25 protein-coding genes, 2 tRNA genes, 1 other RNA gene, 1 pseudogene and 1 riboswitch are annotated in these 24,095 nt (G+C 74.2%); of the genes and pseudogenes, 17 read left to right on the top strand and 12 right to left on the bottom strand.

From position 1 onward, the window contains the following. Positions 1-68 precede the first annotated feature (68 nt). Positions 69-203 (top strand): hypothetical protein, encoded by a 135-nt coding sequence (locus Q1K26_RS15435; protein ID WP_300012559.1) that lies wholly within the window; start codon positions 69-71, stop codon positions 201-203. Then, positions 200-913, top strand: a complete 714-nt coding sequence (locus tag Q1K26_RS15430; RefSeq protein ID WP_300012556.1) for a maleylpyruvate isomerase family mycothiol-dependent enzyme — start codon at positions 200-202, stop codon at positions 911-913. Before Q1K26_RS15435 ends, Q1K26_RS15430 begins: the two co-directional genes overlap by 4 nt. A 105-nt stretch (positions 914-1,018) precedes the next feature. Here Q1K26_RS15430 and Q1K26_RS15425 read toward each other — a convergent pair whose 3' ends face one another. Continuing rightward, positions 1,019-1,624 (bottom strand): hypothetical protein, encoded by a 606-nt coding sequence (locus Q1K26_RS15425; RefSeq protein WP_300012553.1) that lies wholly within the window; start codon positions 1,622-1,624, stop codon positions 1,019-1,021. Between the two features lie 86 nt (positions 1,625-1,710). On the opposite strand from Q1K26_RS15425, the gene Q1K26_RS15420 reads away from it, so the two are divergent. Together Q1K26_RS15420 and Q1K26_RS15415 are read left to right on the top strand one after the other, a co-directional pair. Further along, on the top strand, positions 1,711-2,232 hold the full coding sequence (locus Q1K26_RS15420; RefSeq protein WP_300012551.1) for a VOC family protein: 522 nt from the start codon (positions 1,711-1,713) through the stop codon (positions 2,230-2,232). Between the two features lie 278 nt (positions 2,233-2,510). Further along, positions 2,511-3,593, top strand: coding sequence for an LCP family protein (locus Q1K26_RS15415; protein ID WP_300012548.1), 1,083 nt, complete (start codon positions 2,511-2,513; stop codon positions 3,591-3,593). A gap of 131 nt (positions 3,594-3,724) precedes the next feature. On the opposite strand, the gene Q1K26_RS15410 is transcribed toward Q1K26_RS15415, so the two are convergent. Continuing rightward, a complete protein-coding gene (locus tag Q1K26_RS15410) occupies positions 3,725-4,636 on the bottom strand; it encodes a Ku protein (RefSeq protein WP_300012545.1) in 912 nt (303 codons plus the stop codon). Between the two features lie 27 nt (positions 4,637-4,663). Here Q1K26_RS15410 and ligD point away from each other — a divergent pair, with 27 nt between their 5' ends. From ligD to Q1K26_RS15395, 3 genes are all read left to right on the top strand, one after another. Further along, positions 4,664-5,581 carry a non-homologous end-joining DNA ligase gene (gene ligD / locus Q1K26_RS15405; protein ID WP_300012542.1) on the top strand — a complete coding sequence of 306 codons (918 nt, stop codon included), beginning with the start codon at positions 4,664-4,666 and terminating at the stop codon, positions 5,579-5,581. A 78-nt stretch (positions 5,582-5,659) separates the two neighbouring features. Further along, the gene (locus Q1K26_RS15400) at positions 5,660-5,848 is read left to right on the top strand and encodes an antitoxin (protein ID WP_300012539.1); all 189 of its coding nucleotides are present in this window, start codon (positions 5,660-5,662) and stop codon (positions 5,846-5,848) included. An 83-nt stretch (positions 5,849-5,931) separates the two neighbouring features. After that, positions 5,932-6,537, top strand: coding sequence for a putative glycolipid-binding domain-containing protein (locus tag Q1K26_RS15395; RefSeq protein WP_300012668.1), 606 nt, complete (start codon positions 5,932-5,934; stop codon positions 6,535-6,537). Between the two features lie 105 nt (positions 6,538-6,642). On the opposite strand, the gene Q1K26_RS15390 is transcribed toward Q1K26_RS15395, so the two are convergent. From Q1K26_RS15390 to Q1K26_RS15380, 3 genes are all read right to left on the bottom strand, one after another. Beyond that, complete coding sequence (locus tag Q1K26_RS15390) at positions 6,643-7,590, bottom strand: prephenate dehydrogenase (RefSeq protein ID WP_300012536.1); 948 nt, start codon at positions 7,588-7,590, stop codon at positions 6,643-6,645. Positions 7,591-7,650: 60 nt separating this feature from the next. Further along, positions 7,651-8,937: an amidase gene (locus Q1K26_RS15385; RefSeq protein ID WP_300012533.1), complete on the bottom strand. Its 1,287-nt coding sequence runs from the start codon at positions 8,935-8,937 to the stop codon at positions 7,651-7,653. Positions 8,938-9,127: 190 nt separating this feature from the next. After that, a complete protein-coding gene (locus tag Q1K26_RS15380; RefSeq protein ID WP_300012530.1) occupies positions 9,128-10,336 on the bottom strand; it encodes a M20 family metallopeptidase in 1,209 nt (402 codons plus the stop codon). A 93-nt stretch (positions 10,337-10,429) separates the two neighbouring features. On the opposite strand from Q1K26_RS15380, the gene Q1K26_RS15375 reads away from it, so the two are divergent. The 4 genes from Q1K26_RS15375 to Q1K26_RS15360 all read left to right on the top strand — a co-directional run bounded on the left by Q1K26_RS15375 (position 10,430) and on the right by Q1K26_RS15360 (position 12,156). Then, positions 10,430-10,948, top strand: coding sequence for a tRNA adenosine deaminase-associated protein (locus Q1K26_RS15375; RefSeq protein WP_300012527.1), 519 nt, complete (start codon positions 10,430-10,432; stop codon positions 10,946-10,948). Continuing rightward, positions 10,945-11,409, top strand: a complete 465-nt coding sequence (locus tag Q1K26_RS15370; RefSeq protein WP_300012524.1) for a nucleoside deaminase — start codon at positions 10,945-10,947, stop codon at positions 11,407-11,409. The genes Q1K26_RS15375 and Q1K26_RS15370 overlap by 4 nt, the downstream gene beginning before the upstream one ends. A gap of 85 nt (positions 11,410-11,494) precedes the next feature. After that, positions 11,495-11,905, top strand: a complete 411-nt coding sequence (locus tag Q1K26_RS15365) for an NUDIX hydrolase (protein WP_300012521.1) — start codon at positions 11,495-11,497, stop codon at positions 11,903-11,905. 163 nt (positions 11,906-12,068) lie between these two features. Further along, positions 12,069-12,156: transfer RNA gene (locus Q1K26_RS15360), tRNA-Ser, on the top strand. 231 nt (positions 12,157-12,387) lie between these two features. Here Q1K26_RS15360 and Q1K26_RS15355 read toward each other — a convergent pair. From Q1K26_RS15355 to Q1K26_RS15330, 6 genes are all read right to left on the bottom strand, one after another. Further along, the gene (locus Q1K26_RS15355) at positions 12,388-12,789 is read right to left on the bottom strand and encodes a protein-tyrosine phosphatase family protein (RefSeq protein WP_300012518.1); all 402 of its coding nucleotides are present in this window, start codon (positions 12,787-12,789) and stop codon (positions 12,388-12,390) included. Positions 12,790-12,854: 65 nt separating this feature from the next. Beyond that, positions 12,855-13,172, bottom strand: coding sequence for a transcriptional regulator (locus tag Q1K26_RS15350; RefSeq protein WP_300012515.1), 318 nt, complete (start codon positions 13,170-13,172; stop codon positions 12,855-12,857). After that, positions 13,169-13,588 (bottom strand): hypothetical protein, encoded by a 420-nt coding sequence (locus Q1K26_RS15345; protein WP_300012512.1) that lies wholly within the window; start codon positions 13,586-13,588, stop codon positions 13,169-13,171. The genes Q1K26_RS15350 and Q1K26_RS15345 overlap by 4 nt, the downstream gene beginning before the upstream one ends. A gap of 105 nt (positions 13,589-13,693) precedes the next feature. Further along, positions 13,694-13,963, bottom strand: a complete 270-nt coding sequence (locus Q1K26_RS15340) for a GlsB/YeaQ/YmgE family stress response membrane protein (protein ID WP_300012509.1) — start codon at positions 13,961-13,963, stop codon at positions 13,694-13,696. A 122-nt stretch (positions 13,964-14,085) separates the two neighbouring features. Further along, a complete protein-coding gene (locus tag Q1K26_RS15335) occupies positions 14,086-14,400 on the bottom strand; it encodes an SMR family transporter (RefSeq protein ID WP_300012506.1) in 315 nt (104 codons plus the stop codon). 14 nt (positions 14,401-14,414) lie between these two features. Further along, positions 14,415-14,480, bottom strand: a riboswitch (guanidine-III (ykkC-III) riboswitch). A 354-nt stretch (positions 14,481-14,834) separates the two neighbouring features. Then, a complete protein-coding gene (locus tag Q1K26_RS15330) occupies positions 14,835-15,848 on the bottom strand; it encodes an NAD(P)/FAD-dependent oxidoreductase (protein ID WP_300012503.1) in 1,014 nt (337 codons plus the stop codon). Between the two features lie 51 nt (positions 15,849-15,899). Between Q1K26_RS15330 and Q1K26_RS15325 the strand changes: the two genes are divergently transcribed. The 3 genes and pseudogenes from Q1K26_RS15325 (at position 15,900) to Q1K26_RS15315 (ending at position 18,804) form a co-directional block, all read left to right on the top strand. After that, on the top strand, positions 15,900-16,478 hold the full coding sequence (locus Q1K26_RS15325) for an XRE family transcriptional regulator (protein WP_300012500.1): 579 nt from the start codon (positions 15,900-15,902) through the stop codon (positions 16,476-16,478). A gap of 235 nt (positions 16,479-16,713) precedes the next feature. Next, positions 16,714-18,136: pseudogene (locus tag Q1K26_RS15320) on the top strand (IS1380 family transposase). Positions 18,137-18,411: 275 nt separating this feature from the next. Further along, positions 18,412-18,804, top strand: coding sequence for a hypothetical protein (locus tag Q1K26_RS15315; protein WP_300012497.1), 393 nt, complete (start codon positions 18,412-18,414; stop codon positions 18,802-18,804). A gap of 102 nt (positions 18,805-18,906) precedes the next feature. Here Q1K26_RS15315 and Q1K26_RS15310 read toward each other — a convergent pair. After that, positions 18,907-18,991, bottom strand: a tRNA-Ser gene (locus tag Q1K26_RS15310). Positions 18,992-19,094: 103 nt separating this feature from the next. Between Q1K26_RS15310 and ffs the strand changes: the two genes are divergently transcribed. The 3 genes from ffs (at position 19,095) to Q1K26_RS15295 (ending at position 23,934) form a co-directional block, all read left to right on the top strand. Then, positions 19,095-19,191: signal recognition particle sRNA small type (gene ffs, locus Q1K26_RS15305), an RNA gene on the top strand. Between the two features lie 49 nt (positions 19,192-19,240). After that, positions 19,241-21,460, top strand: coding sequence for a DNA polymerase III subunit gamma and tau (locus Q1K26_RS15300; RefSeq protein ID WP_300012494.1), 2,220 nt, complete (start codon positions 19,241-19,243; stop codon positions 21,458-21,460). Positions 21,461-21,597: 137 nt separating this feature from the next. Then, on the top strand, positions 21,598-23,934 hold the full coding sequence (locus Q1K26_RS15295; protein WP_300012491.1) for an HAD-IC family P-type ATPase: 2,337 nt from the start codon (positions 21,598-21,600) through the stop codon (positions 23,932-23,934). Positions 23,935-24,095 lie beyond the last annotated feature (161 nt).

Here is a 24,095-nt window from a genome sequence, read left to right as displayed (position 1 = left end):
ACCTCCCCCGCGGCGGCTGGGGCGTTGAGCCGGGCCTCCGGGCCGTCCGTTCCCGCGGTACACACCCCATGACGGCACCGGCGGCCCCGGCCGAGGTGCGAGACTCCTGCACGTGGCCGGCGCGGCGCGGTTTCGGGCGGCCGGTCACGAGGGCCGGCGAGATCGACGAGAAGGCGCTGCGGGCGCTGCTGGAGGGATCATGACAAGCGACGTCCACCGGACGCTGCCGTGGATGGGGGCGGGCACGGAGTTCCTGGTGCAGCTCGTCGACGCCCTGCCCGACGACGCGCTGCGCGCCCCGAGCGCGCTGCCGGGCTGGACGCGCGCCCATGTCGTGGCGCACGTCGCCCGCAACGCCGAGGCGCTGACGCGGCTCGCGACCTGGGCCCGTACGGGCGTCGAGACCCCGATGTACGCCGATGCCCAGCAGCGCGACGCCGACATCGCCGCCACCGCCACGGCCCCGGCCGCCACGCTGCGCCGCGAGCTCGGCAGCACGGCCGAGGACCTCGACGCCGCGCTCGCCGCGCTGGACGGCGGCGGCTGGGAGGCGCAGGTGCGCAGCGCGCAGGGTCGCGTGATCCCGGCGACCGCGGTGCCGTGGATGCGGGTGCGCGAGGTGTGGCTGCACGCCGTCGACCTCGGTTCCGGCGCGTCCGTGGACGACCTGCCGCCCGACGTCGTCGACACGATGCTCGACGACGTCGTCGGGGCACTGTCGGGCAAGGACGGCTGTCCGTCCGCGGTGCTCACCGCCACCGACAGCGGCCGGACCTGGAACCTCGGCCCGGCGGACGGTGATCCGGTCGAGGTGCGGGGCATGGCGGCCGGCGTGCTCGGCTGGCTCACCGGCCGCGACGGCGCGGTGACCGCGTCCACCGGCGCCGTCCCCGAGCCGCCCCGCTGGCTGTAGCGGCGCCCGTGCATGGGGGCCGCGTCCACCCCGGTGCCCGACGACGAACGGCAGGCCCGTACGCCCCGGGTGGGCGATCGTGCCGTTGGTGGCGGGATCGGCCGGTCACCCGGCGGTGCTGCGCACCACGGTCGTGATGCGGGCCAGCGCCGGCGTGCGCGGAGTCGACCCGAACCCGAACCGTACGGGCGGGTCCACGGGCGCCAGGCCGCCCCGGTCGGTGCCCTGCCAGTGCACGGTGGCGGCCGTGATGCGGTGCAGGTCGAGCGCGCCGTAGAACTCCTCGCGGCCCCCACCGGCGCTGCCGCGGGTGCGCACGCCGGGCAGCGCGCGGCGCGCGATGCCGTCGATCACCGAGATCCAGCGCGGGTGTCGGGCCAGCGGCCGCGGAACGGTCCGCAGCAGCGTGCCCAGCGGTGGGCGCCCGCCGACGGTGAACTCCAGGGCCAACGGGTCCGCGTCGACCGCCCAGCGCGTGCCGTCGGTGCGGCTGCGCACGGGCCCGACGCGCACCTCGTCGAACACGTAGGTGGCGGCGACGAACTCGGCCACCTCCGCCGACGGCGCCAGCAGCAGGCGGTGACCGCCCGCCGTCTCCACCATGACGTCGGTGAAGGATCCGAGGGGCGAGCGCGGCCAGATGCCGACGACGGCACGCAGCCCGGATCGCGTGCCGAGACCGGCGATCCACCCGTCGAAGCGTTCGTCCATACCCTGGTGTACCCCACAGGCGGAATGTTGATCGCACAACTACCGTTGGTCGGGTCACAGCCCGCTCCGAAGAAGGGATTCCTCCGATGCCCCAGCCCGAGGGTGCCGAACTCGACGCCGTGCGCGCGCGCCGTGCCGAGCTGAAGGACAAGTACCTCACACCGATCGCCGAACGGCCGGCCAGCACCGTGCGCGGCGTGCACCATGCCGCCCTGATCTGCCGCGACGTCGAGGAGACGATCCGCTTCTACCAGGACGTCCTCGGGTTCCCGCTGGTGGAGCTCGTGGAGAACCGCGACTACGCCGGGTCGAGCCACTTCTTCTTCGACATCGGCAACCGCAACCTGCTCGGCTTCTTCGACTTCCCCGGCCACGACCACCCCGACTTCTCCGAGACGATCGGCGCGGTGCAGCACATCGCGCTGTCGACGACCGACGAGGAGTTCGCGGCCGCCCGCGCGCGCCTGGACGAGGCCGGCATCGCCTACATCGGCCCGGACCGCGGTATCCACAACAGCCTCTACATCCGCGATCCCAACGGCGTCGGCATCGAGTTCTACGCCGAGCAGCTGGGGATCTTCGAGGGCGAGCCGCTCCTGGAGGGCTGAGCCCCGGCCCGTGCCCGGAACCCCGGCGGGATGTCGCACGTCCTGTACTGCGAAGGCCCGTGACCCCGCGCGCGTATCGTGACCGGCCGGTGATCGTCCGGTCGGGCGTGCCCGCGCGGTACCGGCCGGCGCAGCGAGGGAGTGCGATGAACGAGCGAGGTGGGAACCCGCCGAGGCGGGGAGGCGGGCCCGGCTGGGGGCAGCAGCCCCAGCGTCCCCGGCCGCCGTCCCCGCTCCCGCCGTCCTGGCCGCCGCCCCCGGGAGGTCACCGGCCGCCGGTGAACCCGAGACCGGTGCAGGAGACCTCCGTGCTCCCGCCCGGACGGGACGCCCCACGCCGGCCCCCGCCGCGGCGCCCCGGCGGCCCGCAGCGCCGCCCGTCCGGCCCGCCCCCGCACCGGCCGGCGGCGTCGCGGCCACCCCGCCGCCCGGACTGGCGCCGCCGCATCGGCACGACCCTCGGGGTGGTGCTGTTCCTCGTGATCGGGTTCGCCGTGTACATCGACACCACCCTGGACCGGGTCGACGCCCTGCCGTCGGAGAGCGACGCCACCTCCGAGGGCACGAACTACCTGATCGTCGGGTCCGACAGCCGGGCCGAGCTCACCGAGGAGCAGCGCGCCGAGCTCGCCACCGGCGATCCGGAGTCCGAGCTCACCGACACGATCATGCTGTTGCACACCGGAGGCGGGCCGTCGACGCTGGTCAGCATCCCGCGCGACTCGATGGTCGACATCCCGGGCCACGGCCGCCACAAGATCAATTCTGCCTACGGGCGGGGTGAGTCGGACGGCGAGGGCGGCGGCCCGGGCCTGCTGGTGCGCACGGTGGAGGGCGCCACGGGTCTGGAGATCGACCACTACGTGCAGATCGGGTTCACCGGGTTCGTCAGCGTCGTCGACGCGGTGGGCGGCGTGGACCTCTGCGTGCCCGAGGCCATCGAGGACCCCAAGGCCGCGCTTGACATCGAGGCGGGCTGCCAGACGCTCGACCAGGCCACCGCGCTGGGCTACGTGCGTACGCGCGCCACGGCGAGCTCGGACTTCGGCCGCGTCGAGCGCCAGCGCGCGTTCATCTCCGCGCTGCTGTCGAAGGTCACCAGCCCGGCCACGCTGCTCAACCCGTTCCGGGTGGTCCCGCTGGCCACCGGGCTGTCCAGCGCCATCACCGTGGACGACGGCACCCACGTCTGGCACCTGGCGGCGTTCGGCCTGGCCATGCGTGGCGTCAGCGACGGCGGCGTCACCACCACGGTGCCGGTCCGCGACGGCGTCGTGAACTGGGACCGCGACCGGGCCCTGGCGCTGTTCGACGCCCTGGCCGTGGACGAGGTCCCGTCGGGCAGCGCGCTCGGCCCCTGAGCCGCGAGGGTGGTGGCCGGTCGCGCAGACCGTCCGGGCGCGCGCAGACCCATCGGCTCGTCGCAGGCGCCGGACGGTCTGCGCGGACGTGGTAGGTCTGCGAGACGCTCGTGGTGTCGCGGCGAACCGGGTCAGGCCGGCTTGCGGGTGCGCTTGCGGGGGGCCGCGTCCTCGTCGTCCGCCTTCTTCGCCGCCTGCTTGCGCGCCGGGGCCTTCTTCGCCGCCGGCTTCTCCTCCGGCTCGGGCTCCGCCTTGCCGGACCCGGCCCGTGCGGCCTCCACGCTGCGCTGCAGCGCGGTGAGCAGGTCGGTCATGCTGTCGCCGTCGTCGCCCGCCTTCTCGGCGACCGGGGCGGGGCGGGCCTCGCCCGTGGAGCGCTTCTGCTCGATCATGGCGACGACGGCGTCGCGGTACTCGTCGTGGAAGTCGTCGGGATCGAAGTCGGCGCCCAGGCTCTCCACCAGCGACGCCGCCATCTGCAGCTCCTGGGGCCGCAGCTCCACGTCGTTGTCGAGGATGTCGAACTCGGGCTCGCGCACCTCGTCGGGCCACAGCATCGTCTGCAGCACGATCGCCTTGCCGCGCACCCGCAGCAGCGCGAGCGTCTCGCGCTGGCGCAGCGCCACCTTGACCACGGCCATCCGGTCGGTGTCGATCAGCGCCTCGCGCAGCAGGGCGTAGGGCTTCGCCGCCTTCGCCTCGGGTTCGAGGTAGTAGGACTTGTCGAACAGCAGGGGGTCGATCTGGTCGGCCGGCACGAACTCGATCACGTCGATCTCGTGACCGGTCGCCGTGGGCAGCGCGTCCATGTCCTCCTCGGTGAGCGTGATCAGCTCGCCGTCGTCGGTCTCGTAGCCCTTGACGATGTCGGCGTAGTCCACCTCCTCGCCGTCGAGGGAGCAGGTGCGCTTGTACTTGATCCGACCACCGTCGGCGCCGTGCACCTGGTGGAAGCGGATGTCGTGGTTGGTCGTGGCGGCATACAGCTTGATCGGCACGCTCACCAGCCCGAACGACACAGCCCCGCTCCACATTGCCCGCATGGATGTCAGCATGACCGGGTGCAGCCCATGCTCGCCACCCCTGGGGCCCTTCCGGCGGGCCCGGATTGGCTCTACGAGGTGAAGTGGGACGGCATGCGGCTGCTCGCCGACGTCGCCGACTCCCGTCTCACGCTGCGCAGTCGCAGCGGCCGTGACGTCACGACGCACTTCCCCGAGCTCGCGGACCTGCTCACGCTGGCCCCCGACGTCCTGCTCGACGGCGAGGTCGTGCTCCTGGAGAACGGGGTGCCGAGCTTCTCCGCGCTCGCCGACCGCATGCACCGGCCCATCGAGGAGCGCGCGGCGCGGGCGCGGCCCGTCACGTTCATGGCCTTCGACATCCTGCGCCTCTACGGGGTGTCGCTGCTCGACAGGCCGTTCGACGAGCGGCGAGCCACCCTGGAGCGCCTGGACGCCGCTCCACTGTCGACGGTGTCGCTGTCGCCGATCTACACCGACGGGCCCGCGCTGCTCGACGCCACCGCGCAGCGCGGCATGGAGGGCGTCGTCGCGAAGCAGCGGGGGTCGGTCTACCGACCGGGCAGGCGCAGCCCGGGATGGGTGAAGGTGACGCACCGGCGCACGCAGCCGTGCCTGGTGGGTGGCTGGCGCGAGGAGCGCACCAGCGCCTCGCGGATCGGGGCGCTGCTGCTCGGCGTGCTCGACCGGACCGGCCTCGCGTTCGCCGGGCGCGTCGGCTCGGGCCTGGCCGGCGACTCGGTGCAGCGGGTGCTGGGCGAGCGGCTCACGACGCTCGCGGCGCCGTCACCCCCGTTCACGGAGCGGCTCCCGCGCCTCGACGCGGAGGGGGCGCACTGGTGCGAGCCCGGTGTCGTCGTCGAGGTCGCCCACCTCGGCTGGACGAAGGACGGTCGCCTGCGCCAACCGGTCTTCCGCGGCATCCGGGACGATCTGGATGCACCGGACGCGGTCCGGGAGCCCTGATCGGCTGACCGGCTGGTCCGGACGGGCGCGGCGGGTGCAGGATGGCGCCGGGTACAACGCTCGAGAAGGGGGCACCCGATGGATATCAACAACCTCGCAGGCAAGGCCGGAGAGCTCATCAACGAGCACGGCGACAAGATCGAGGACGCGGCCGAGCAGGCCGGCGAGTTCGTCAAGGAGAAGTTCGGGCACGCGGAGCAGGTCGACATGGCCGTCGACAAGCTCAAGGAGCTGATTCCGGACCCGCCGGCCACTCAGACGCCCTGAGTGCAACGCAGATGTGACGTGCCCCCTCACCCGGAGGGGGCACGGCCCCTGCCGATGCAACTACGGTAGGCCCCGTGACGACCATGCTCACCTGGCAGGCCGAGGACGGCCACGGACTCGAGGGCACGCGCCTGCTGCTCGCGCCGGGAGGATTCCGCGCGCTGGGCCGGATGGTCCGTACCGACCCGGCGGGTGACTTCACCGCCTCGTACCGCCTCGTGGTCGACGACGGCGGCCGGGTCGAACGGCTCTCGGTCACCTGCGCCACCGCGCAGCGCGAACGGCACCTCACGATGAACCGCACCGAGGACGGCTTCTGGCTCCTCGACCGCGGCTCGGGAGGCGACCGCGGTGCGTTCGGAGGTGCCGTCGACATCGACCTGGCGTACAGCCCGATGTTCAACACCCTGCCCATCCGGCGCCTCGGGCTGCAGCGGGAGGCGGACGGGCACACGGTGCCGGTGGTGTTCGTGTCGCTGCCGGACCTGGAGGTGGAGGCCGTCGAGCAGCAGTACCGCACCGTCTCCGTGCTCGATACCACCGGCTCGGCCACCGTCGGGTTCACCTGGAACGACTTCCACGCCGACCTCACGGTCGACTCCGAGGGTCTGGTCACGCACTATCCCGGCGTGGCCACCCGCCTCGGCCCGCCCGCTCCCGGCGCGGGCCCCACGGCCGCCGCCAGCTGACCCCGACTCGCGCGCACGGAAACCCCGACTCGCGCGCACGGAAACCCCGACTCGCGGGGTTCACGCGCGAGTCGGGGTGTGAGTGTGCGCGAGTCGGGGTGTGGGTCAGGGTTTCCAGCCGGTGACGGTGTCGCCGCGGCGGCCGATGTCGCGCAGGCGGGCCAGGGGGGCGCGACCCGTGAGGCTGACGCGCACGCCCTGCGGATCGCGGGCATCCGCCCAGCGCAGGCGCCCGGCGTGCCCGGCGTGCACCGTGGCCGACAGCCCGCCGGTGGAGGCGAGCGCCCCGCGCATCGCACCGAGCCGCCCCAGCGCGTCGTCGACGGCGGCCAGCAGCGCGTCGCGGTTGCCCTCGCACATCGCCAGTACCAGCTCGGGGCGGGTGCCGGCCACGCGCGTGCCGTCGGCGAACGACCCGGCGGCGAGCGCGAGCGGCAGGTCGTCCGTGCCGTCGGCGCCCACCGCGGCGAGCACGGCGGCCAGCAGGTGCGGGAGGTGCGAGACCCGCGCGACGGCGAGATCGTGCTCGTCGGACGCCGCCGGCACCACGCGGGCGCCGCACGCCCAGGCGAGCTCGGCGACGTCGCGCCAGACGTCGAGGTCCAGGCCGTCGTCGGCGGCCACCACCCATGCGGCGTCGACGAACAGCCCCGCCGTGCCGGCCGCCCAGCCCGACTCCGACGTGCCGGCCATCGGGTGCCCGCCGACGAACCGCGCGCGGGGCGCGTGCCGGGCCACCGCGTCGGCCACCGCCACCTTGACGCTGACGGCGTCGGTCAGCCGCACGGTCGGGGCGACCGCGTCCACCCGCCCGAGCACCGAGGGCAGCACGGGCAGCGGCACCGCGAGCACCACGAGCGCGTCGGCCTCGGCGGCGCGGCGCAGCGCGGCGTCGGTGTCGGTGGTGACGTCGAACCCGTCGGCGCGGGCCTCTGCCGCCGTGGACTCCGACGCGCTCGTGCCCCACACCGCACGCCCGGCCTTCTCCGCGGCGCGCAGCAGCGACCCGCCGATCAACCCGGTGCCGATCACGCAGACCGCTCGCTCCGTCACGGGCAGCAGGGTAGGCGTCCCGCCCTCGTGAGTGCGCATCGGTGCACCGACACCAGGGACTCACGGGGAGACCGATCCGGCCAGGTGCAGCAGGCTCCGCTCGTCCAGCCCGACCCCGACGAGCTGTACCCCGGCCGGCAGCCCCCCGTCCGACACGGCCCCGGGCACCGACACCGCGGGCCAGCCGGTGAGGTTGAACGGGAGCGTCAGTCCGAGCAGCGACGGCCGCACCGGCACGCCGTCGACATCGTCCGCGCCGATCGGCGTGGCGCGCAGGCGGGTGGTCGGCAGCACCAGCGCGTCGACGTCACCGACGGCGGCGCGCAGCTCGGCGGTCAGTCGCGCGCGGGTGCGCAGCGCGTCGACGTAGACGTGGGCGGGCATGTCGGCGTTCACGGCCAGCCGCTCCCGGGTGGCCGGCTGGTACGCCCCGGGTCGCTCGGCCACCCAGTGGCGGTGCGTCGCCCACGCCTCGGCCCCGACGATCGTCGGGTAGACCGCGGCCAGTTCCTCGATCATGGGCGTGCGGATCTCGACGATCTCGACGCCGCCCGCCCGCAGCTCCTCGACGGCCGCGACGACGGCGGCGTCCAGCACGGGATCGGCGGCCCGCCAGAAGTCGTCGACGAGCACTCCCACCCGCGTCGCGACCCGGAACTCGCCGGACCCGGCGAGCACGTCCCAGGTCAGCGCCGCCCCCGCGACGTCCGCGGTCAGGAAGCCGACGTGGTCGCACGTCTGTGACAGCGGGAACACCCCGTCGACGGGCAGCGCGCCGTAGGAGGGCTTGAGCCCGACCACGCCGCACAGGGCCGCCGGGGTGCGCACGCTGGCGCCGGTGTCGCTGCCCAGCGCGAGCGCCACGTGTCCGGCCGCGACGGCCGCCGCCGACCCCGACGACGACCCGCCGGTGATCCGCGACGGGTCGTGCGGGTTGCGGGCCGGACCGGCCGCGGCGACGTCACCGGTGGGCCCGTAGGCGAACTCGTGGGTGTGCAGCTTCGCGACGACGACCGCACCCGCCGCGCGCAGCCGGGCCACCACGGCGGCGTCGGCCACGGCGGGCGGGGCGTCGGCGAGGACGTCCGAGCCGCAGCGGGTGGGCAGCCCGGCGACGTCGAACAGGTCCTTCACGCCCAGCGCGACGCCGTGCAGCGGCCCGCGCCGCTCCCCGCGCGCCAGCTCCTCGGTGAGCGCGGCGGCCTGTGCGAGGGCGCGGTCGGCGTCGAGGGTGATCACGGCGTTGTGGGTGTCGGCCGCGAGGCGCTCGCAGGCGTCGCGGACGTGCTCGGTGGGTGACAGCTCGCCGGCGGTCACGGCGGCGGACAACTCGGTCAGCGACAGCACGCCCGCCATCCTGCCGGTCCGCCGTCGGCACGACCCCGGTCGGGCCCGCGATCGAGGCGGCAGCCGGTGGCCGGCCGTACGCGCGGTCGGTGCGCGCCGATTCGTCGGGCCGTAACCGCCGACCCGCCGTGCCGGGACGCCCGACTCGCCGTGCTCGATCGGCGAGTTCGGCCGGTGTGCGGGAACCGGGTCAGGACAGGCAGTCCAGGGCCAGGCCCGCGTACACCGCCACGCCTGCGGCCATCGCGTGCTCGTCGAACACCACGCGGTTGGAGTGGTTGGGGGCCGCCGCCGCAGCGGCGGTGCCCGGCGGGCACCCGCCGAGGAAGGCCAGCGCACCGGGGATCTGTTCCAGCACGTAGGAGAAGTCCTCGGCCCCCATGATCGGCGTCGGCATCGGCGCGACCTTCGACGGCCCCAGGACCCGGCCGGCCACCGTGTCGACGCGGGCCGCGGCGTCGGCGTCGTTGACGGTCACCGGGTAGCCGGGCTCGATCACGATCTCCGCCGTGCAGCCGTGGGCGAGCGCGGTGTGCCGGCACACGCGGCGCACGAGCTCGCGGACCTGGATGCGGACGGGCTCGGCGAGCGTCCGGATCGTGCCCTCCATCAACGCCGTCTCCGGGATCACGTTGTGGGTGGTGCCTGCGGTGATGTGGGTGATGGTCAGGACGGTCGGGTCGTGCGCCCCGACCGTCCTGCCCAGGGCGGTCTGCAGCGCCCCGACCATCGCCGCGGCCGCGGGGACCGGATCCAGCGCGTCCTGCGGGGCCGAGGCGTGCCCGCCGCGCCCGCGCACCGTGATCCGGATGGTGTCGGCCGCGGCCATGAGCGGGCCGGGCCGCCCGTGGATCTCCCCGGACGGCAGCGTCGCGCTGATGTGCAGCGCGAACGCCCACTCCGGGCGTCCGGCGGGCCCCGTCCGGTCGAGCAGCCCTTCGTCGATCATGTGCCGGGCGCCGTGGAAGCCCTCCTCCCCGGGCTGGAACATGAACAGCACCCGCCCGGCCAGCTCGTCGCGGCGCAGGGCCAGCACCCGCGCGGCCGAGGCGAGCATGGCGACGTGGGTGTCGTGGCCGCACGCGTGCATCCGCCCGTCGATCTCCGAGGCGAACGCCAACCCGGTGTCCTCCTGCAGCGGCAGCGCGTCCATGTCGCCGCGCAGCAGCACCGTGGGGCCGCTGCGCGCACCGTCGAGCACCGCGACGACCGAGCTGACCCCCGCCCCGCGGTGCACCTGCAGCGGGAGGTCGGCCAGCGCGTCGAGGACCGCGTCGCGGGTGGTCGGGAGGTCCAGGCCGATCTCGGGCCTGCGGTGGATCGCCCGGCGCAGCGCGACGGTGCGGGGCTGGAGCGAGCGGGCCTGCGCGGCCAGGTCGGTGCGGGTGGCCGGGGACATGGCGCTGATCCTGGCATCCCCGCGGCAGCTACCCGGCGGCCACTTTCCGGTTGTGGTGTGGACCACAGTGTGTCGGAGGCCTACCGTAGTGTCATGGCGGTGCAGAGTGTCGAGGCGCCCGCGAACGTGCGGGAACAGGCCCTGCCCGGATACGCCGTCGCGGTGATCCGGGAGGAGGGCCGGTGGCGCTGCATCCGCCTGGGCGCCGACGCGCTCGTCGACCTCGACACCGCCATCACCGAGCTGCGCGAGCTCCGCTCGGAGGGTGCGGTCGTGGGCCTGCTCGACGTCGACGACGAGTTCTTCGTGCTGCTGCGGCCCATCCCCGGCGGCGTCACGCTGATGCTCTCCGACGCGGTCGCCGCCCTGGACTACGACGTGGCCGCCGACGTGCTCGACCTCCTGCGGGTCGAACTCCCGCCCGACGACGACGCGCTCGACGACCCGTGGCCCGAGGGCGACCTCGCCATCCTGGCCGACTTCGGCCTGTCCGCCGACGAGCTGGAGATCCTCGCGGGCGAGCTGGACCTGTACCCCGACGAGCAGCTGGCCAGCATCGGCCGTCGCTGCGGTTTCGCCGACGCGCTCGCCGAGGTCGTCGACGCGCGGTGACATCGTCCCCCACCTCGGACGAGGAGCTTGTTCGGCGCGCCCTGGAACTGGCGGCCGCCGCCCCGCGCACCGGGGACGTCCCGATCGGCGCGGTGGTCGTCGACGCCGACGGCCGCGAGCTCGCCGCCGCCTGCAACGGGCGCGAGGCACTGAGCGACCCCACCGCCCACGCCGAGATCCTCGCCCTGCGTGCCGCCGCAGCCGTCCTCGGCGGGTGGCGGCTGGAGGGCTGCACGCTGGCCGTCACCGTCGAGCCGTGCACGATGTGCGCGGGCGCGCTGGGCCTGGCCCGCGTCGAGCGGGTGGTGTTCGGGGCGTGGGAGCCCAAGACCGGCGCTGCGGGCTCGCTGTGGGACGTCCTGCGCGACCGCCGCCTCACCCACCGGCCCGAGGTCGTCGGCGGGGTGCTGGCCGCCGAGTGCGCGGCGCTGATGGAGTCGTTCTTCGCCGCGCACCGGTGATGTCGACACCATCGGGGTTTCGGACGGTCCGAACACCCACCACGTGGATCCCACCCGTGGCCCGGCGCTCGACTAGCCTTCGCCGGTGGGCAGCGTCGAGCAGCGCCAGCGCGTCGGGGCGTACGTGGTGTGCGTGCGGGACGGCGCCGTGCTGCTGGTCCGGTTCACCGGCGGACCGCGATGGACCCTGCCCGGCGGTGGGATCGACCACGGCGAGGATCCGCGCGACGCGGCCGTCCGCGAGGTGGCCGAGGAGACCGGGCTCGCCGTCGCGCTCGGGCCGGTGATCGGCGTCGACTCCCGCCTGTGGACCGACCGGGCCGACGCCGTGCACGCCATCAGCGTCCTCTACACCGGTGATATCACCGGTGGAACGCTGCGGCACGAGACGAACGGCAGCAGCGACCGGGCCGAGTGGATCCCGCTGACGGTCGTCGGCGGTCTCGATCGCTCCCGGCTCGTCGACGTCGCGCTGAGGGCCGCGGGCCGGGCCTGACGCGCGCTCCGCGCACGGACGAGCGGGACTCACGATCGCCAGCACCTCGCCGACCGCCTCCGGGTCGAGCGCGGAGCCCGGCGCGGCACCCAGGTCGCAACGCCGCCCCGGCCGCCCACCCTCCGCGTGGGATCGTCGCTCGCCGTCTTGTAAGGTTCTTCGCGGTGGCGTGTCCGAGCGGCCGAAGGAGCACGCCTCGAAAGCGTGTGAGGTGCAAGCCTCCGTGGGTTCAAATCCCACCGCCACCGCCAGCCCGAACAGGCGAAACGCCGGGCCCCCGTTCGCGGGAGGCCCGGCGTTCCTGCGCGCGGTCCCGTCCCCCCACCACCGCACATTCGTCGAGTGCACCGCACACCTGCCGCGACGCCGGTGCGGTGCTCTTCCCGGTGCCGGTCATGGCGCCACACCTGTCGTGAGGTTCCTCGGCCCGATCCGGCTCGTCGCCGAGGACGGGGTGGTGCTCAGGGCTCGTCAGTCACTCGTCAGTCGGGGGTGGTGGCGGCGAACCAGGCGACCCAGCGGCACTGGCTTCGGGTCTCCACGGCGCGCCGCCGGTAGTGCCGTCTCGTCCACGCGACCGCGTCGTCGGCCGGGTGCCCGGCGAGCACCGCCATGCACGCGATGACGGTGCCGGTCCGGCCGGTGCCCCCGCCGCAGGCGACCTCCACGACGCGGCCCTCCGCGGCCAGCGCGTACGCGCGGCGGATCGCTGCCGCGGCGGCCGCCGGTTCGCGCGGGGTGCGGAAGTCCGGCCAGTCGATCGACTCGGACGGCCACCGGGGTCGCAGGCCCGGATGGGCGAGGTACAGGCCGAACTCCGGTGTCGGGGCGGGGAGCGCTCGTCGGCCGCGCCCGTACACGGCACCGCCGTCGGGCAGATCCACCCGGCAAGATCCGTGCGATCGGGACAGGACGTGCAGATGCGCAGCCCAGGTCCCGGTCTTGGTGATCATGACGGGCGGCCCGCCCCTCTCGCGATGTCCTGCAGCGCGGCGACGTGCTGGTCGAGGGTGGCCCGGCCGGCGTCGGTGAGTCGCAGCCACGTGCGCGGTCTGCGCCCGACCCGCCCCTTCTCGACCTCGACGTACCCGGCGGCCTCCAGCGCCGCGACCTGCTTGGACAGCACGGAGTCGGAGATCTCCACGCTGTCGCGCACGAGCGCGAACTCGGCCCGGTCGACGTCGGCGAGAGCGGCGGCGATGGAGAGCCGGACGGCGTGGGTGAGCAGGTCGTCGAGGCGGTGGCGCGGATGCCCGGTGGTCGTCACCGGCGCGACTCGCGCCAGGCCACGACGGCCAGTGGCAGCGTCACGACGACGGCGGCCGGCACCCAGTACGCCGGATTGCCCAGCTGTCCCGGGGTGCCGACGAACAGGGCCGCCGCGTACAGGGCACCGGTGCCGATCCACCCCGGCACGGTCCGCCGGATCGCGCCACCCGCCGTGGCGCGCTGCCGCTGTGCCCACCAGGCCATGCCGGCGACCAGCGGGATCCACAGCGCCATGCTGATCGTCAACCGCAGCCAGAGCGGCTGCACGAGGCCGAGCACCAGGGTGAGCACCCCGAACCCGGCGGCGAACACCGCGAGGTAGCGCACGAACCAGCGGGTCTGGGTGCGGACGCGCGCGGCGGAGCGGTCGGCGTGGGCGAGGGCGGATGCGGCCTGGTCCCGACTGAGTTCCATGGCTGCAGGATGGCATGTACTTGCCGATTTGGAAAGACGTTGCCGGATTCGCAGAGAAGACGGCCCCCTCCCGGTCGGGAGGGGGCCGTCGACACGATGCTGTGGTCAGCGGGTGACGCTGCGGCGTCCGACGACGAGCCGGTAGATCCCGAGCAGCACGAGCGCGCCGACCAGGGAGATCAGCCAGGTGCTGATGTTGAAGAATCCGGCGGTGTTGACGTCGAACAGGTAGGAGCCGACGAACCCGCCGAGCAAGCCGCCCGCGACCCCGATGAGGATCGTGACGATGATGCCACCCGGGTCCTTCCCCGGCATGATCAATTTCGCGAGCGCGCCCATCAGGCCACCCACGATGATCCAGCCGATGATGCCCATTTTTCCTCCAGTTCGTGCCCCGTGCGGTCGCACTGAGCTTCCGCTGACGGCTGGGTTCCCCATCGGTCGCGGTTCCAAGCGCAGATGAGGAAATCGTGACCTGACCATGGCCCGGGACCGCGCTAGTGGACCAGTTTCAGGCCCACGACGCCGCCCACGATGAGGACCAGGCACAGGATCCGCGCCGTGGTGACCGGCTCCCCGAGCACCGCCATGCCGTAGGCCGCCGTCCCCACCGCGCCGATGCCGACCCACACCGCGTAGCCGGTGCCCACCGGGATCGTCCGCAGGGCGTACGCGAGCCCGGCCATGCTCAGCACCAGCGCGACGCCGAACACGACGCCGGGCACGAGCCGGGTGAAGCCAGCCGAGCGGGCCAGGGCCGAGGCCCAGACGGTCTCCAGGACCCCGGACACCACCAGCACGATCCACGCCATGACACACCTCCGTCGCCACGCCGTCTTGTCGTGCCGGGTACGGCGTACCTCGTCCGGGGTGCCGCGTCGTGCGGTCCGGATCCGACGGTACCGGCGCGCGGCGGCGTCGGGAACCCGTTGGTGGGCGGTCTGACCGCGGCGGGTCGACCAGCTGTCGACGCCGTTCGCGGAGTTCGCCGACGAGGCCGGTCACCGGGACCCGGGTCCGGTCACGGTGACCTCGCTCGGCAACGCCGACGGTGGATCTCCCGAGCGGGGGCGCGGGCCTTTCGCGCTCGCGCTCCTGACGTTGGGCCGCATCTCGGACCCCCGGGTACGACGTGGACCGCCGGGCCGAGAGCTTGTCCGGCCGGCACGCGGGTCACGACCACTGATCGCACACGCGGTTCCGTGCCCGGGCACCGGTCGCTCCCGGCCTCCCGATCGGCCGCCGCTCACACCGCCATCCCGTGACGGCGCTCGCCCAGCACCCGCTCGCACAGCTCCTGCTCCGCCGCGAACGGCCCGACCCGCCTCGCGGCCACGGCGGCACGCACGTCCTCGGCCACGAGGTCGGCGTTGATCGCCGCACCCGCCCGGACCCCGGCCGCCGCCGCGGCTCCCACCTGCGCCATCACGTCCGCCACGTTGCCGGCCGCCCACACCCCCGGCACCGATGTCGCACCGGTCGGGTCGGTGTCCACCTGGCTGCCGACCACGTACTCGCCCATCCGCACCTCGGTGACCGACAACCCGGCCACCGCGGGCGTCCGGGCCGTGAAGCGCGGCGCGACGACCAGCGCCTCCCGGGCGACGACCTCGCCGGACCGCAGCCGCACCCCGCAGAGCCGGCCGTCGGTCACCTCCACGCCCGCCACCTCGCCGTCCACGACCGCGATGCCGCGGGCGGCGAGCTGCTCCCACTGCTCGTCGGTCGGTTCCGGACCGGTGTGCAGGAACAGCGTGACGTCCGAGCTGAGCTGCCGGAACAGCTGCACGTGGTGCATCGCGGCGGGCCCGGTCGCGAGCACCCCGATCGCCCGGTCGCGCACCTCGTAGCCGTGGCAGTACGGGCAGTGCAGCACGTCGCGTCCCCAGCGCCCGGCCAGGCCGTCGACCTCGGGCAGCTCGTCGACCAGCCCGGTCGTGAGCAGCAGCCGCCGGGCGTGCACGGTCTCGCCACCGGCAAGGCGCACGCGGAACCCGCCCTCGACGGGTTCGGCCGCCGTGACCGAGCCGTCGACGACCGTGCCGCCGTAACCGTCGAGCTCGGCCCGGCCGGCCGCCAGCAGCTCGCCGGGAGGGCACCCCTCGCGACCCAGGTAGTTGTGGATGTGCCCGGCCGGGGCATTGCGGGGGGCGCCCGCGTCGACCACCAGCACCGAACGCCGGGACCGCGCCGCCGCCACCGCCCCGCTGAGCCCGGCCGCGCCGCCACCGATGACCACCACGTCGTATCTCTCGTCCATGTTCCGCACTGTGCGCTGCGCCCGACGCGAATGACAAGTATCGTTGCCGGTATGGCAAATCTGGAGGGTGTGCTCCAGGCGGTCGGGCCCCGGCTGCGCGCCCTCCGCCAGCAGCGCGGCGCGACCCTGTCCCAGCTGTCGGAGACGACCGGCATCTCGGTGAGCACCCTGTCCCGGCTGGAGGCCGGTCAGCGCCGCCCGACCCTGGAGCTGCTGCTGCAGCTGGCCCGGGCCCACCAGGTGCCGCTCGACGAGCTCGTGGACGCACCGGAGACCGGCGACCCCCGCGTCCGCCCCCGCCCGGTCACCCGCCACGGCATGACGTTCCTCCCGCTCACCCGACGGCCCGGTGGCCTGCAGGCGTTCAAGATGATCATTCCGCCGCGGCCGGACGCGGAGCCCGACCCGCAGGTCCACGAGGGCTACGAGTGGATGTACGTGCTGTCCGGGCGGCTACGGCTGGTGCTCGCCGAGCACGACGTCGTCCTCACCCCGGGGGAGGTGGCGGAGTTCGACACCCACGTGCCGCACTGGTTCACCAACCCCGGCCCCGGGCCGGCCGAGCTGCTCAGCCTCTTCGGTCCCCAGGGCGAGCGCCTGCACGTCCGCGCCGGTCCGGCGGGCCGGTGATCCGGCACGCACGGTGACGGGGCCGACCCGCCGACGACCCGGGGGAGGCGCGCGAGTTTCGTGATCGACGCCGGCTGCCGCCTCGGCGCCGTGAGGAGATCACTAGCCTCGGGCTTTCATCGAGGTTGATCTGGTGAGCGACACGCGGGCCCTGGATACGCGAAAGTGCCTGCTCAGCGCGGTTTGATGTTGGTAGTCGAGACCACATCAGATCGAGCTGAGAGGCACTCCGCGGGTGAAGCATAAGGACTTGCGTCCCTGGTTGTCCGTGATCGCTGGCGGCGAGTCGCTGGTGTCGCACGCCGGCGCAACGTTGTTGATCGAGGCGGCGCGGCGCAGTGGCCTGGCCAAGGAGCTCTCGGCCCGGCTGGGGCCGTGGCGGCGGCCTCTCGCGACGCACGACCCGGGCAAGATCGTGCTGGATCTCGCGGTCGCGATCGCGCTGGGTGGGGACGCCGCCTGCGACCTGGCGGTGCTGCGCGCCCAGCCGGGGGTGTTCGGGCCGGTGGCCTCGGATCCGACGGTGTCGCGGCTGATCGCCCGGCTCGCCGAGGACGCCGACGCCGCGCTCGCGGCGATCACGTCCGCGCGGGGCGACGGCCCGGGAGCGGGTCTGGGACTGGGCCGGGGCGCCGACCCAGGACGGGCGCACCGTCATCGATCTGGACGCCACGCTGCTGGACGCGCACTCGGAGAAGCAGGACGCGACCCGGACCTGGAAGAAGGGTTTCGGATTCCACCCGCTGCTCGGGTTCGTCGATCACGGCACCGGCGGTGGCGGGGAGCCGGTGGCCGAGCTGCTGCGCCCCGGGCGGGCCGGTTCGAACACCGCCATCGACCACGTCCCCGTGCTGGACGCGGCGCTGACGCAGGTGCCCGCACCGCTGCGCCGCCGCGACGCCCGGGGTCGGGTGCCGGTGCTGGTGCGCACCGATGCCGCCGGTGCCACGAGGGACTTCGCCCGCCATCTCGACCAGGTCGGGGTGGAGTTCTCGCTGGGGGCGAACCTGGGCCACTTCGACACCCACGGCGCGCTCGCGGCCCTGCCGGCGCAGGCGTGGACCCCGGCGTACCAGGCGCGCAGGCCGCGCGCCGCGGAGACCGGCGTGCAGATCGAACCGCGTGACGGCGCCTGGGTCACCGAGGCCAGCGCGCTGGTGGACCTGTCGGCCTGGCCGCCCGGCACCCGGCTGATCCTGCGCAAGGAACGCCCGCACCCGGGCGCGCAGCTGCGCACCACCGACGCCGACGGCATGCGGATCACCGGGTTCCTCACCAACACCGGGCCCGGTGGGCCCGGCCGCCAGCTCGCCGATCTCGAGTTGCGTCACCGCCGGCACGCCCGCGTCGAGGACCGCATCCGGGCAGGCAAGGACACCGGCATGCGCAACCTGCCCTACCACGAGCTCGACCAGAACCGGGTCTGGCTCGCCGTCGCGGCGCTGGCCGCGGACCTGCTCGCCTTCACCGGCCGGCTCGCGCTGCCCGCGTCGGCCGCGACCTACGAGCCCAAACGGCTACGGCTGCGCATCCTGGCCGTCGCCGGACGGATCGTGCGCACCGCACGCCGCCGGGTCCTGCACATCGACCCGGCCTGGCCCTGGGCCGACGTGATCACCACCGCGCACGCCCGGCTCTGCGCGCTGCTCGTCCCTTGACCACAGGACCCACCCCGACGACCAGGACCCGGAGCAACGGCAGACCACGCTGAGCCGGCGATCACGCATGCCCCGACACCGAACAGGCCACCGGCAAGATCATCAGAGCAGCGCGGAGATCACGGTACGACCGTTACGAAAGATCGAGGCTAGCCCTGCCGCACTCCCTCCGATCTCCGAGCGGTGCCGGGTGTGGGCGGAGCCCGCGGGGGTTCTCCTTCCCTCTCCCGCTGGGCCCTGGCACGCTGGTCGCATGGCTTCGATCCGAAAGGTCCATGCCGCGTAGGCGGCCCGCCCAGGTACGGGCGCGCAACCAGCGTCAGCCACGCCCGACTGCGATACGCGGTGTTCCGCTCTCGACCAGCCGTGCGCTCGACCGGCTCGACCGGCCACGGCTCTCCTCGGGCAGCGTCCGCACCGATCTTCTCTCATGGCGCCGCGTCGCCGTCACACCACGCTCCACGCTCCAGCGGGAGAACAACGACCGGGTCCGGTTCATCGGCCCGTTCAGCCGGGATGTCCTCGAACAGGCTCTGCACGCCCTGCCACGGCATCGCCGCGCATCGCTCCGTCGCCAGGTCGCCCAGCTCGACGTCCTGTTCCTGGACAAGACCCTGGACGATCCCACCGTCGATCCGTCACTGCCCTGGTGGTGGCGCCGCACCTGAGGTGCGCCGACGCCAGGATGCCGACCGGGCCCCGTGTCGGACATCAGCATGACGAACGACGAAACCGGGTGTCCCGACGAGCGGGGCACCCGGTCTCACCTGCGGAGGATGGGGGATTCGAACCCCCGAGGGCGTGAACCCAACACGCTTTCCAAGCGTGCGCCATAGGCCACTAGGCGAATCCTCCAACGCCGAGAAGCATAACCTCCCCGCTGCGGCCGGCCGACCCGGCACATGCCCACCCACAGCGGGCCTCCTTCGTCAGCCCTTCCGTTCCCGGCTAGACTCGGCGGTGGACCCCGCGCGGCGTCCATCCTGTGAACTCCCCCAGGGCCGGAAGGCAGCAAGGGTCAGCGGGCTCTGGCGGGTGCGCGGGGTCCGCCTCATGTCCTGGCTCGTGTCCGCACCGTCGGTGCCGGTCGGTAGCCTCGCCCCCGTGGCACTGGCTCTGTACCGCAAGTACCGCCCGGCGAAGTTCGCCGAGGTCGTGGGGCAGGAGCACGTCACCGAGCCGTTGCGCACCGCGCTCGCGGCCGGGCGGATCAACCACGCCTACCTGTTCTCGGGCCCGCGGGGCTGCGGCAAGACCTCCAGCGCCCGGATCCTGGCCCGCTCGCTGAACTGCGAGCAGGGCCCCACGCCCGATCCGTGCGGCGTGTGCGCGTCCTGCGTGGCGCTCGCGCCCGGCGGGCCGGGCAACATCGACGTCACCGAGCTGGACGCCGCCTCGCACGGCGGGGTCGACGACACCCGCGAGCTGCGCGACCGCGCGTTCTTCGCCCCGGCCGAGTCGCGCTACCGCGTCTTCATCGTCGACGAGGCGCACATGATCACGACGCAGGGCTTCAACGCCCTGCTCAAGATCGTGGAGGAGCCGCCGGAGCACCTCGTCTTCGTGTTCGCCACCACCGAGCCGGACAAGGTGCTCCCCACCATCCGCTCGCGCACGCACCACTACCCGTTCCGGCTCATCCCGCCGGGCACGCTGCGCGGGCTGCTGGAACGGATCTGCGCCGACGAGGGAGCGGTGGTCGCGCCCGCGGTGTATCCGCTGGTCATCCGGGCCGGTGGGGGCTCGGCACGGGACTCGCTGTCGGTGCTCGACCAGCTGCTCGCCGGCGCCGGGCCGGAGGGAGTGGTCTACGAGCGCGCGGTGGCGCTGCTCGGCGTCACCGACGTCGCGCTGATCGACGACATGGTCGACGCGCTCGCGGCAGGCGACCGCGCGGCCGTCTTCGAGACCGTCGACCGGCTCGTCGAGGCGGGTCACGACCCGCGCCGGTTCGCCTCCGACCTGCTGCAACGGCTGCGCGATGTCACCCTGCTGCAGGCGGTGCCCGAGGCCGCCGAGCGCGGGCTGGTGGAGGCGGCCGACGACGAGGTGGCGCGGATGGTCGAGCAGGCCGCCCGGCTCGGCCCCGCCACGCTCACCCGCTACGGCGAGATCCTGCACACCGGGCTCGTCGAGATGCGCGGCGCCACCGCCCCCCGCCTGCTGCTGGAGCTGCTGTGCGCGCGGATGCTGCTCCCGGCCGCCAGCACCGCCGAGGCCGGGCTGCTCGAACGGCTCGAACGGCTGGAACGCCGCAGCGACATCTCCGCCACGTCGGGGATGGCGGAGCCTGTCGAGGACCGCACGGCGCCGACCCGAACGTTCCGCCGGGCCAGCGCGTCGGCGGCGGACGACGACACCGCCACCGAGCCGGCGCCCGCGGGCACCCGTTCATCCGTGCCGGCCGGTGATGCTCCGGCGGGCAGCTCCCGGAAACCCGTGCCCGAGGCCGCAGCCACCGCGGCGCCGCCACCCGGCGCCGCGGCATCGCGCGCGGTCCGGAGCGGGAGCGCCGCGCCCACGACCGGCCCCCCCGCACCGCACGACGTCCGGGCCGAGGGCGCCGCGCCCGCCATCGGGGCCGCGGACACCGAGGCCCCGGCGCGGCCCACCGACCGGCCCGCATCGGCTGCCGGGCGCCCCGAGGCCGCTGCGGCACGCACGCCGGCCGCCGACGGCCCACCCGCGCCGGTGCCCGCCGCGGGACCCGGGGATCGTCCGTCCGGAGCGCCCGACACCGTCGGTGCGGAGCAGTCCACGCCGCCGCCCGCCCCGGCGACCGGGCTCGACGCCGCCGCCGTGCGCCGGGTGTGGCCGGAGATCCTCGCCGCGGCCAAGGACCGCAAGAAGCGCACGGCCGCGCTGCTCGTCAGTGCCACGGTGCGGGCCGTGGAGTCCGACACGCTGGTGCTGAGCATCGGCACGGCGCCGCTGGCGCGGCTGCTGTCGGAGCAGAGCAACACCGACGTCATCGCGGAGTCGCTGCACGCCGTCCTCGGGGTGCGCTGGCGGGTCCGCTGCGAGCACGGCGACGGCGGCGCGACGACCGGTGGTGACCCCCGTGGCCCGGCGCCCGCCCCGCCGCCCGCGCCGAAGCGGCCGGTGCGGCCACCACCCACGCGTCGCTCCACCACGCCCGACAGCGGCGAGCCGCTCCCACCCGAGCCGCCCCCGGACGACGCGCCGCCCGACGACGAGGAGTCGATGATCGCCGAGGCGGCCTCGGGGGCCGCTGCGGCCCCGGCCGAGCGTCGCGACCCCGAGGAGGCGGCCATCGAGCTGCTCACCACCCAGCTCGGCGCGCGGGCGCTCGACCAGCGCTAGGTGCTCCCGTCGCCGCGGGCCGGCCACGGGACCCACCGCCCGCACACCCGCTTGTGGGACGGGTGTACGAGATGCCGGGCCGCATCGGCCATCGGTCCGATCACCCGGTCCGTCCCCGTTGCGTAGGCTCCGCTGACGTGTCCACCACTGAGCAGGACGTCGACGTCCGCGCCGGCCTGTCCGCCGCGCAGGTCGCCGAGCGGGTCGCCGCCGGGCAGACCAACGACGTACCGGCGCGGGCGAGCCGCAGCGTCTCCGAGATCGTCCGTGCGAACGTCCTGACGCGCTTCAACGCCATCGTCGGCGTGCTGTTCGCGATCATCCTGGTGATCGGTCCGATCCAGGACGGCCTGTTCGGGTTCGTGATCATCATCAACACGCTGATCGGCATCGTGCAGGAGCTGCGGGCCAAGCGCACCCTGGAGCGGCTCGCGATCGTCGGGGAGGCGCGCCCCCGGGTGCGCCGCGACGGGGAGATCGTGGAGCTCTCGCCCAGCGGGGTGGTGCTCGACGACGTCATCGACCTCGGCCCCGGTGACAAGATCGTCGTGGACGGCGTGGTGCTCGCCGCCGAGGGCCTGGAGATCGACGAGTCACTGCTCACCGGTGAGTCCGACCCGGTGCACAAGCAGGTGGGCGACCCGGTGCTCTCGGGCAGCTTCGTCACCGTCGGCAGCGGCGCGCAGCGGGCCACGAGGGTCGGCCGCGAGGCCTACGCCGCGAAGCTGGCCGAGGAGGCGAGCCGGTTCACCCTCGTCGGCTCCGAACTGCGCGAGGGCATCAACACGATCCTGCGGGTGATCACCTACCTGCTGGTTCCGGCCGCCGCACTGATCATCTGGAGCCAGTTCCGCACCGAGTCCGCCGACATCGACGACGCCCTGCGCGGCATGGTCGCCGCGCTCGTGCCGATGGTGCCCGAGGGGCTGGTGCTGCTGACGTCGATCGCGTTCGCGGTCGGCGTGGTCCGGCTCGGGGCGCGGAAGTGCCTGGTCCAGGAGCTGCCGGCGATCGAGGGGCTCGCGCGCGTCGATGTGGTGTGCGCCGACAAGACCGGCACCCTGACCGAGAACGGCATGCGACTGGCGGAGGTCCGCGCCTTCGCCGGCGAGGACGAGTCCGCGCTGCGCCGGGTCCTGGGCGCACTCGGAGCGGCCGATCCGCGACCCAACGCGAGCCTGGAGGCCGTGGTCGAGGGCTGCCCCGACCCCGGCTGGACGACGACCTCGACGGTCCCGTTCTCCTCGGCCCGCAAGTGGGGCGGCGCGGGCTTCGGGGAGGACGGGCAGTGGGTGCTCGGGGCGGCAGACGTCCTGCTCGCCGCCGACAGCCCCGAGCGCGCCGAGGCCGAGCGGATCGGCGCGGACGGGCTGCGGGTGCTGCTGCTGGGCCGGGCCGACATCGCGGGGGACGCGCTGGGCGCCGTCGACCCGGCGGCGCTCGTTGTGCTGGAGCAGCGGGTGCGACCCGAGGCGGCGGGCACGCTGGCCTACTTCGCGGAGCAGGACGTCGAGGTCAAGGTCATCTCCGGGGACAACGCGCTGTCGGTCGGGGCCGTCGCCGCGTCGCTGCACCTGCCCCGGGCCGACGCCCCCGTCGACGCCCGCAGGCTGCCCGAGGACCGTGAGGGCCTCGCCGAGGCGCTCGAGGCCGGCACGGTGTTCGGCCGCGTCACGCCGGCGCAGAAGCGGGACATGGTGGGCGCGCTGCAGTCGCGCGGGCACACCGTCGCGATGACCGGCGACGGCGTGAACGACGTGCTCGCCCTCAAGGACGCCGACATCGGCGTGGCGATGGGCTCGGGTAGCCCGGCCAGCCGCGCCGTCGCGCAGATCGTGCTGCTGGACAACTCCTTCGCCACGCTCCCGTACGTCGTGGCCGAGGGGCGGCGGGTGATCGGCAACATCGAGCGGGTCTCGAACCTGTTCCTCACCAAGACGGTGTACTCGGTGTTCCTGGCCATCTCGATCGGCGCGATCGGCGTGCCCTTCCCGTTCCTGCCGCGACACCTCACGCTGATCGGTGCGCTGACGATCGGCATCCCGGCGTTCTTCCTCGCGCTGGCGCCGAACGTCGAGCGGGCCCGCCCGGGGTTCGTGCGGCGGGTGCTGCGGCTGTCGGTGCCCGCAGGCCTGGTCGCCGGGTCGGTCACCTTCGTGACCTACCTGCTGGTGCGCGGCGACGCCGGGGCGACGGAGATCCAGCAGAGCACCGCCGCGGTCGTCGCGCTGTACGTCGTGGCGACGTGGGTGCTCGTGGTCGTCGCCCGCCCGTTCGCCTGGTGGAAGCTCGGGATGATCGCGGCGTCGGTGGCGGCGTTCAGCTACGCCCTGTTCCTGCCGATCTTCTTCGGTCAGGAGTTCTGGCAGCTCGACCCCGCTCACACCCCGACGCTGCTCACGGGCCTCACCGTCGCGGCGGTGGGAGTCGTGGCGATCGAGATCGCGGCGCGAGTGGTCTACCGGAGACGGTGAGCCGACCATCCCTGACACGAACCGTCCCGGCCGCGATCAAGGTCTGATGGTCGCCGGCGGATCTTCGCGGGCCGCCATCTGCCCTTGATCGACGGCGAGGGGGCCCGGCCCGCCCGGCCGCGTCGATCGGCGGGCGCCGTAGGCTGGACTCTCCGAGCCGA

It is taken from the genome of Pseudonocardia sp., from assembly GCF_029263155.1.
Taxonomy (GTDB): domain Bacteria; phylum Actinomycetota; class Actinomycetes; order Mycobacteriales; family Pseudonocardiaceae; genus Pseudonocardia.
The sequence above is the reverse complement of the archived record's forward strand: the minus strand, read 5'-3'. Positions and strand labels throughout refer to the sequence as shown.

Coding starts and splice junctions, on each gene's coding strand:
- Q1K26_RS15420 (WP_300012551.1), top strand. CDS start 1,711: ATGCCCCAGCCCGAGGGTGCCGAACTCGACGCCGTGCGCGCGCGCCGT.
- Q1K26_RS15335 (WP_300012506.1), bottom strand. CDS start 14,400: ATGGCGTGGATCGTGCTGGTGGTGTCCGGGGTCCTGGAGACCGTCTGG.
- ligD (WP_300012542.1), top strand. CDS start 4,664: ATGCTCGCCACCCCTGGGGCCCTTCCGGCGGGCCCGGATTGGCTCTAC.
- Q1K26_RS15345 (WP_300012512.1), bottom strand. CDS start 13,588: ATGGAACTCAGTCGGGACCAGGCCGCATCCGCCCTCGCCCACGCCGAC.
- Q1K26_RS15410 (WP_300012545.1), bottom strand. CDS start 4,636: ATGCGGGCAATGTGGAGCGGGGCTGTGTCGTTCGGGCTGGTGAGCGTG.
- Q1K26_RS15425 (WP_300012553.1), bottom strand. CDS start 1,624: ATGGACGAACGCTTCGACGGGTGGATCGCCGGTCTCGGCACGCGATCC.
- Q1K26_RS15325 (WP_300012500.1), top strand. CDS start 15,900: ATGGCAAATCTGGAGGGTGTGCTCCAGGCGGTCGGGCCCCGGCTGCGC.
- Q1K26_RS15340 (WP_300012509.1), bottom strand. CDS start 13,963: ATGGGCATCATCGGCTGGATCATCGTGGGTGGCCTGATGGGCGCGCTC.
- Q1K26_RS15395 (WP_300012668.1), top strand. CDS start 5,932: ATGCTCACCTGGCAGGCCGAGGACGGCCACGGACTCGAGGGCACGCGC.
- Q1K26_RS15435 (WP_300012559.1), top strand. CDS start 69: ATGACGGCACCGGCGGCCCCGGCCGAGGTGCGAGACTCCTGCACGTGG.
- Q1K26_RS15330 (WP_300012503.1), bottom strand. CDS start 15,848: ATGGACGAGAGATACGACGTGGTGGTCATCGGTGGCGGCGCGGCCGGG.
- Q1K26_RS15380 (WP_300012530.1), bottom strand. CDS start 10,336: ATGTCCCCGGCCACCCGCACCGACCTGGCCGCGCAGGCCCGCTCGCTC.
- Q1K26_RS15400 (WP_300012539.1), top strand. CDS start 5,660: ATGGATATCAACAACCTCGCAGGCAAGGCCGGAGAGCTCATCAACGAG.
- Q1K26_RS15375 (WP_300012527.1), top strand. CDS start 10,430: ATGGCGGTGCAGAGTGTCGAGGCGCCCGCGAACGTGCGGGAACAGGCC.
- Q1K26_RS15315 (WP_300012497.1), top strand. CDS start 18,412: ATGCCGCGTAGGCGGCCCGCCCAGGTACGGGCGCGCAACCAGCGTCAG.
- Q1K26_RS15430 (WP_300012556.1), top strand. CDS start 200: ATGACAAGCGACGTCCACCGGACGCTGCCGTGGATGGGGGCGGGCACG.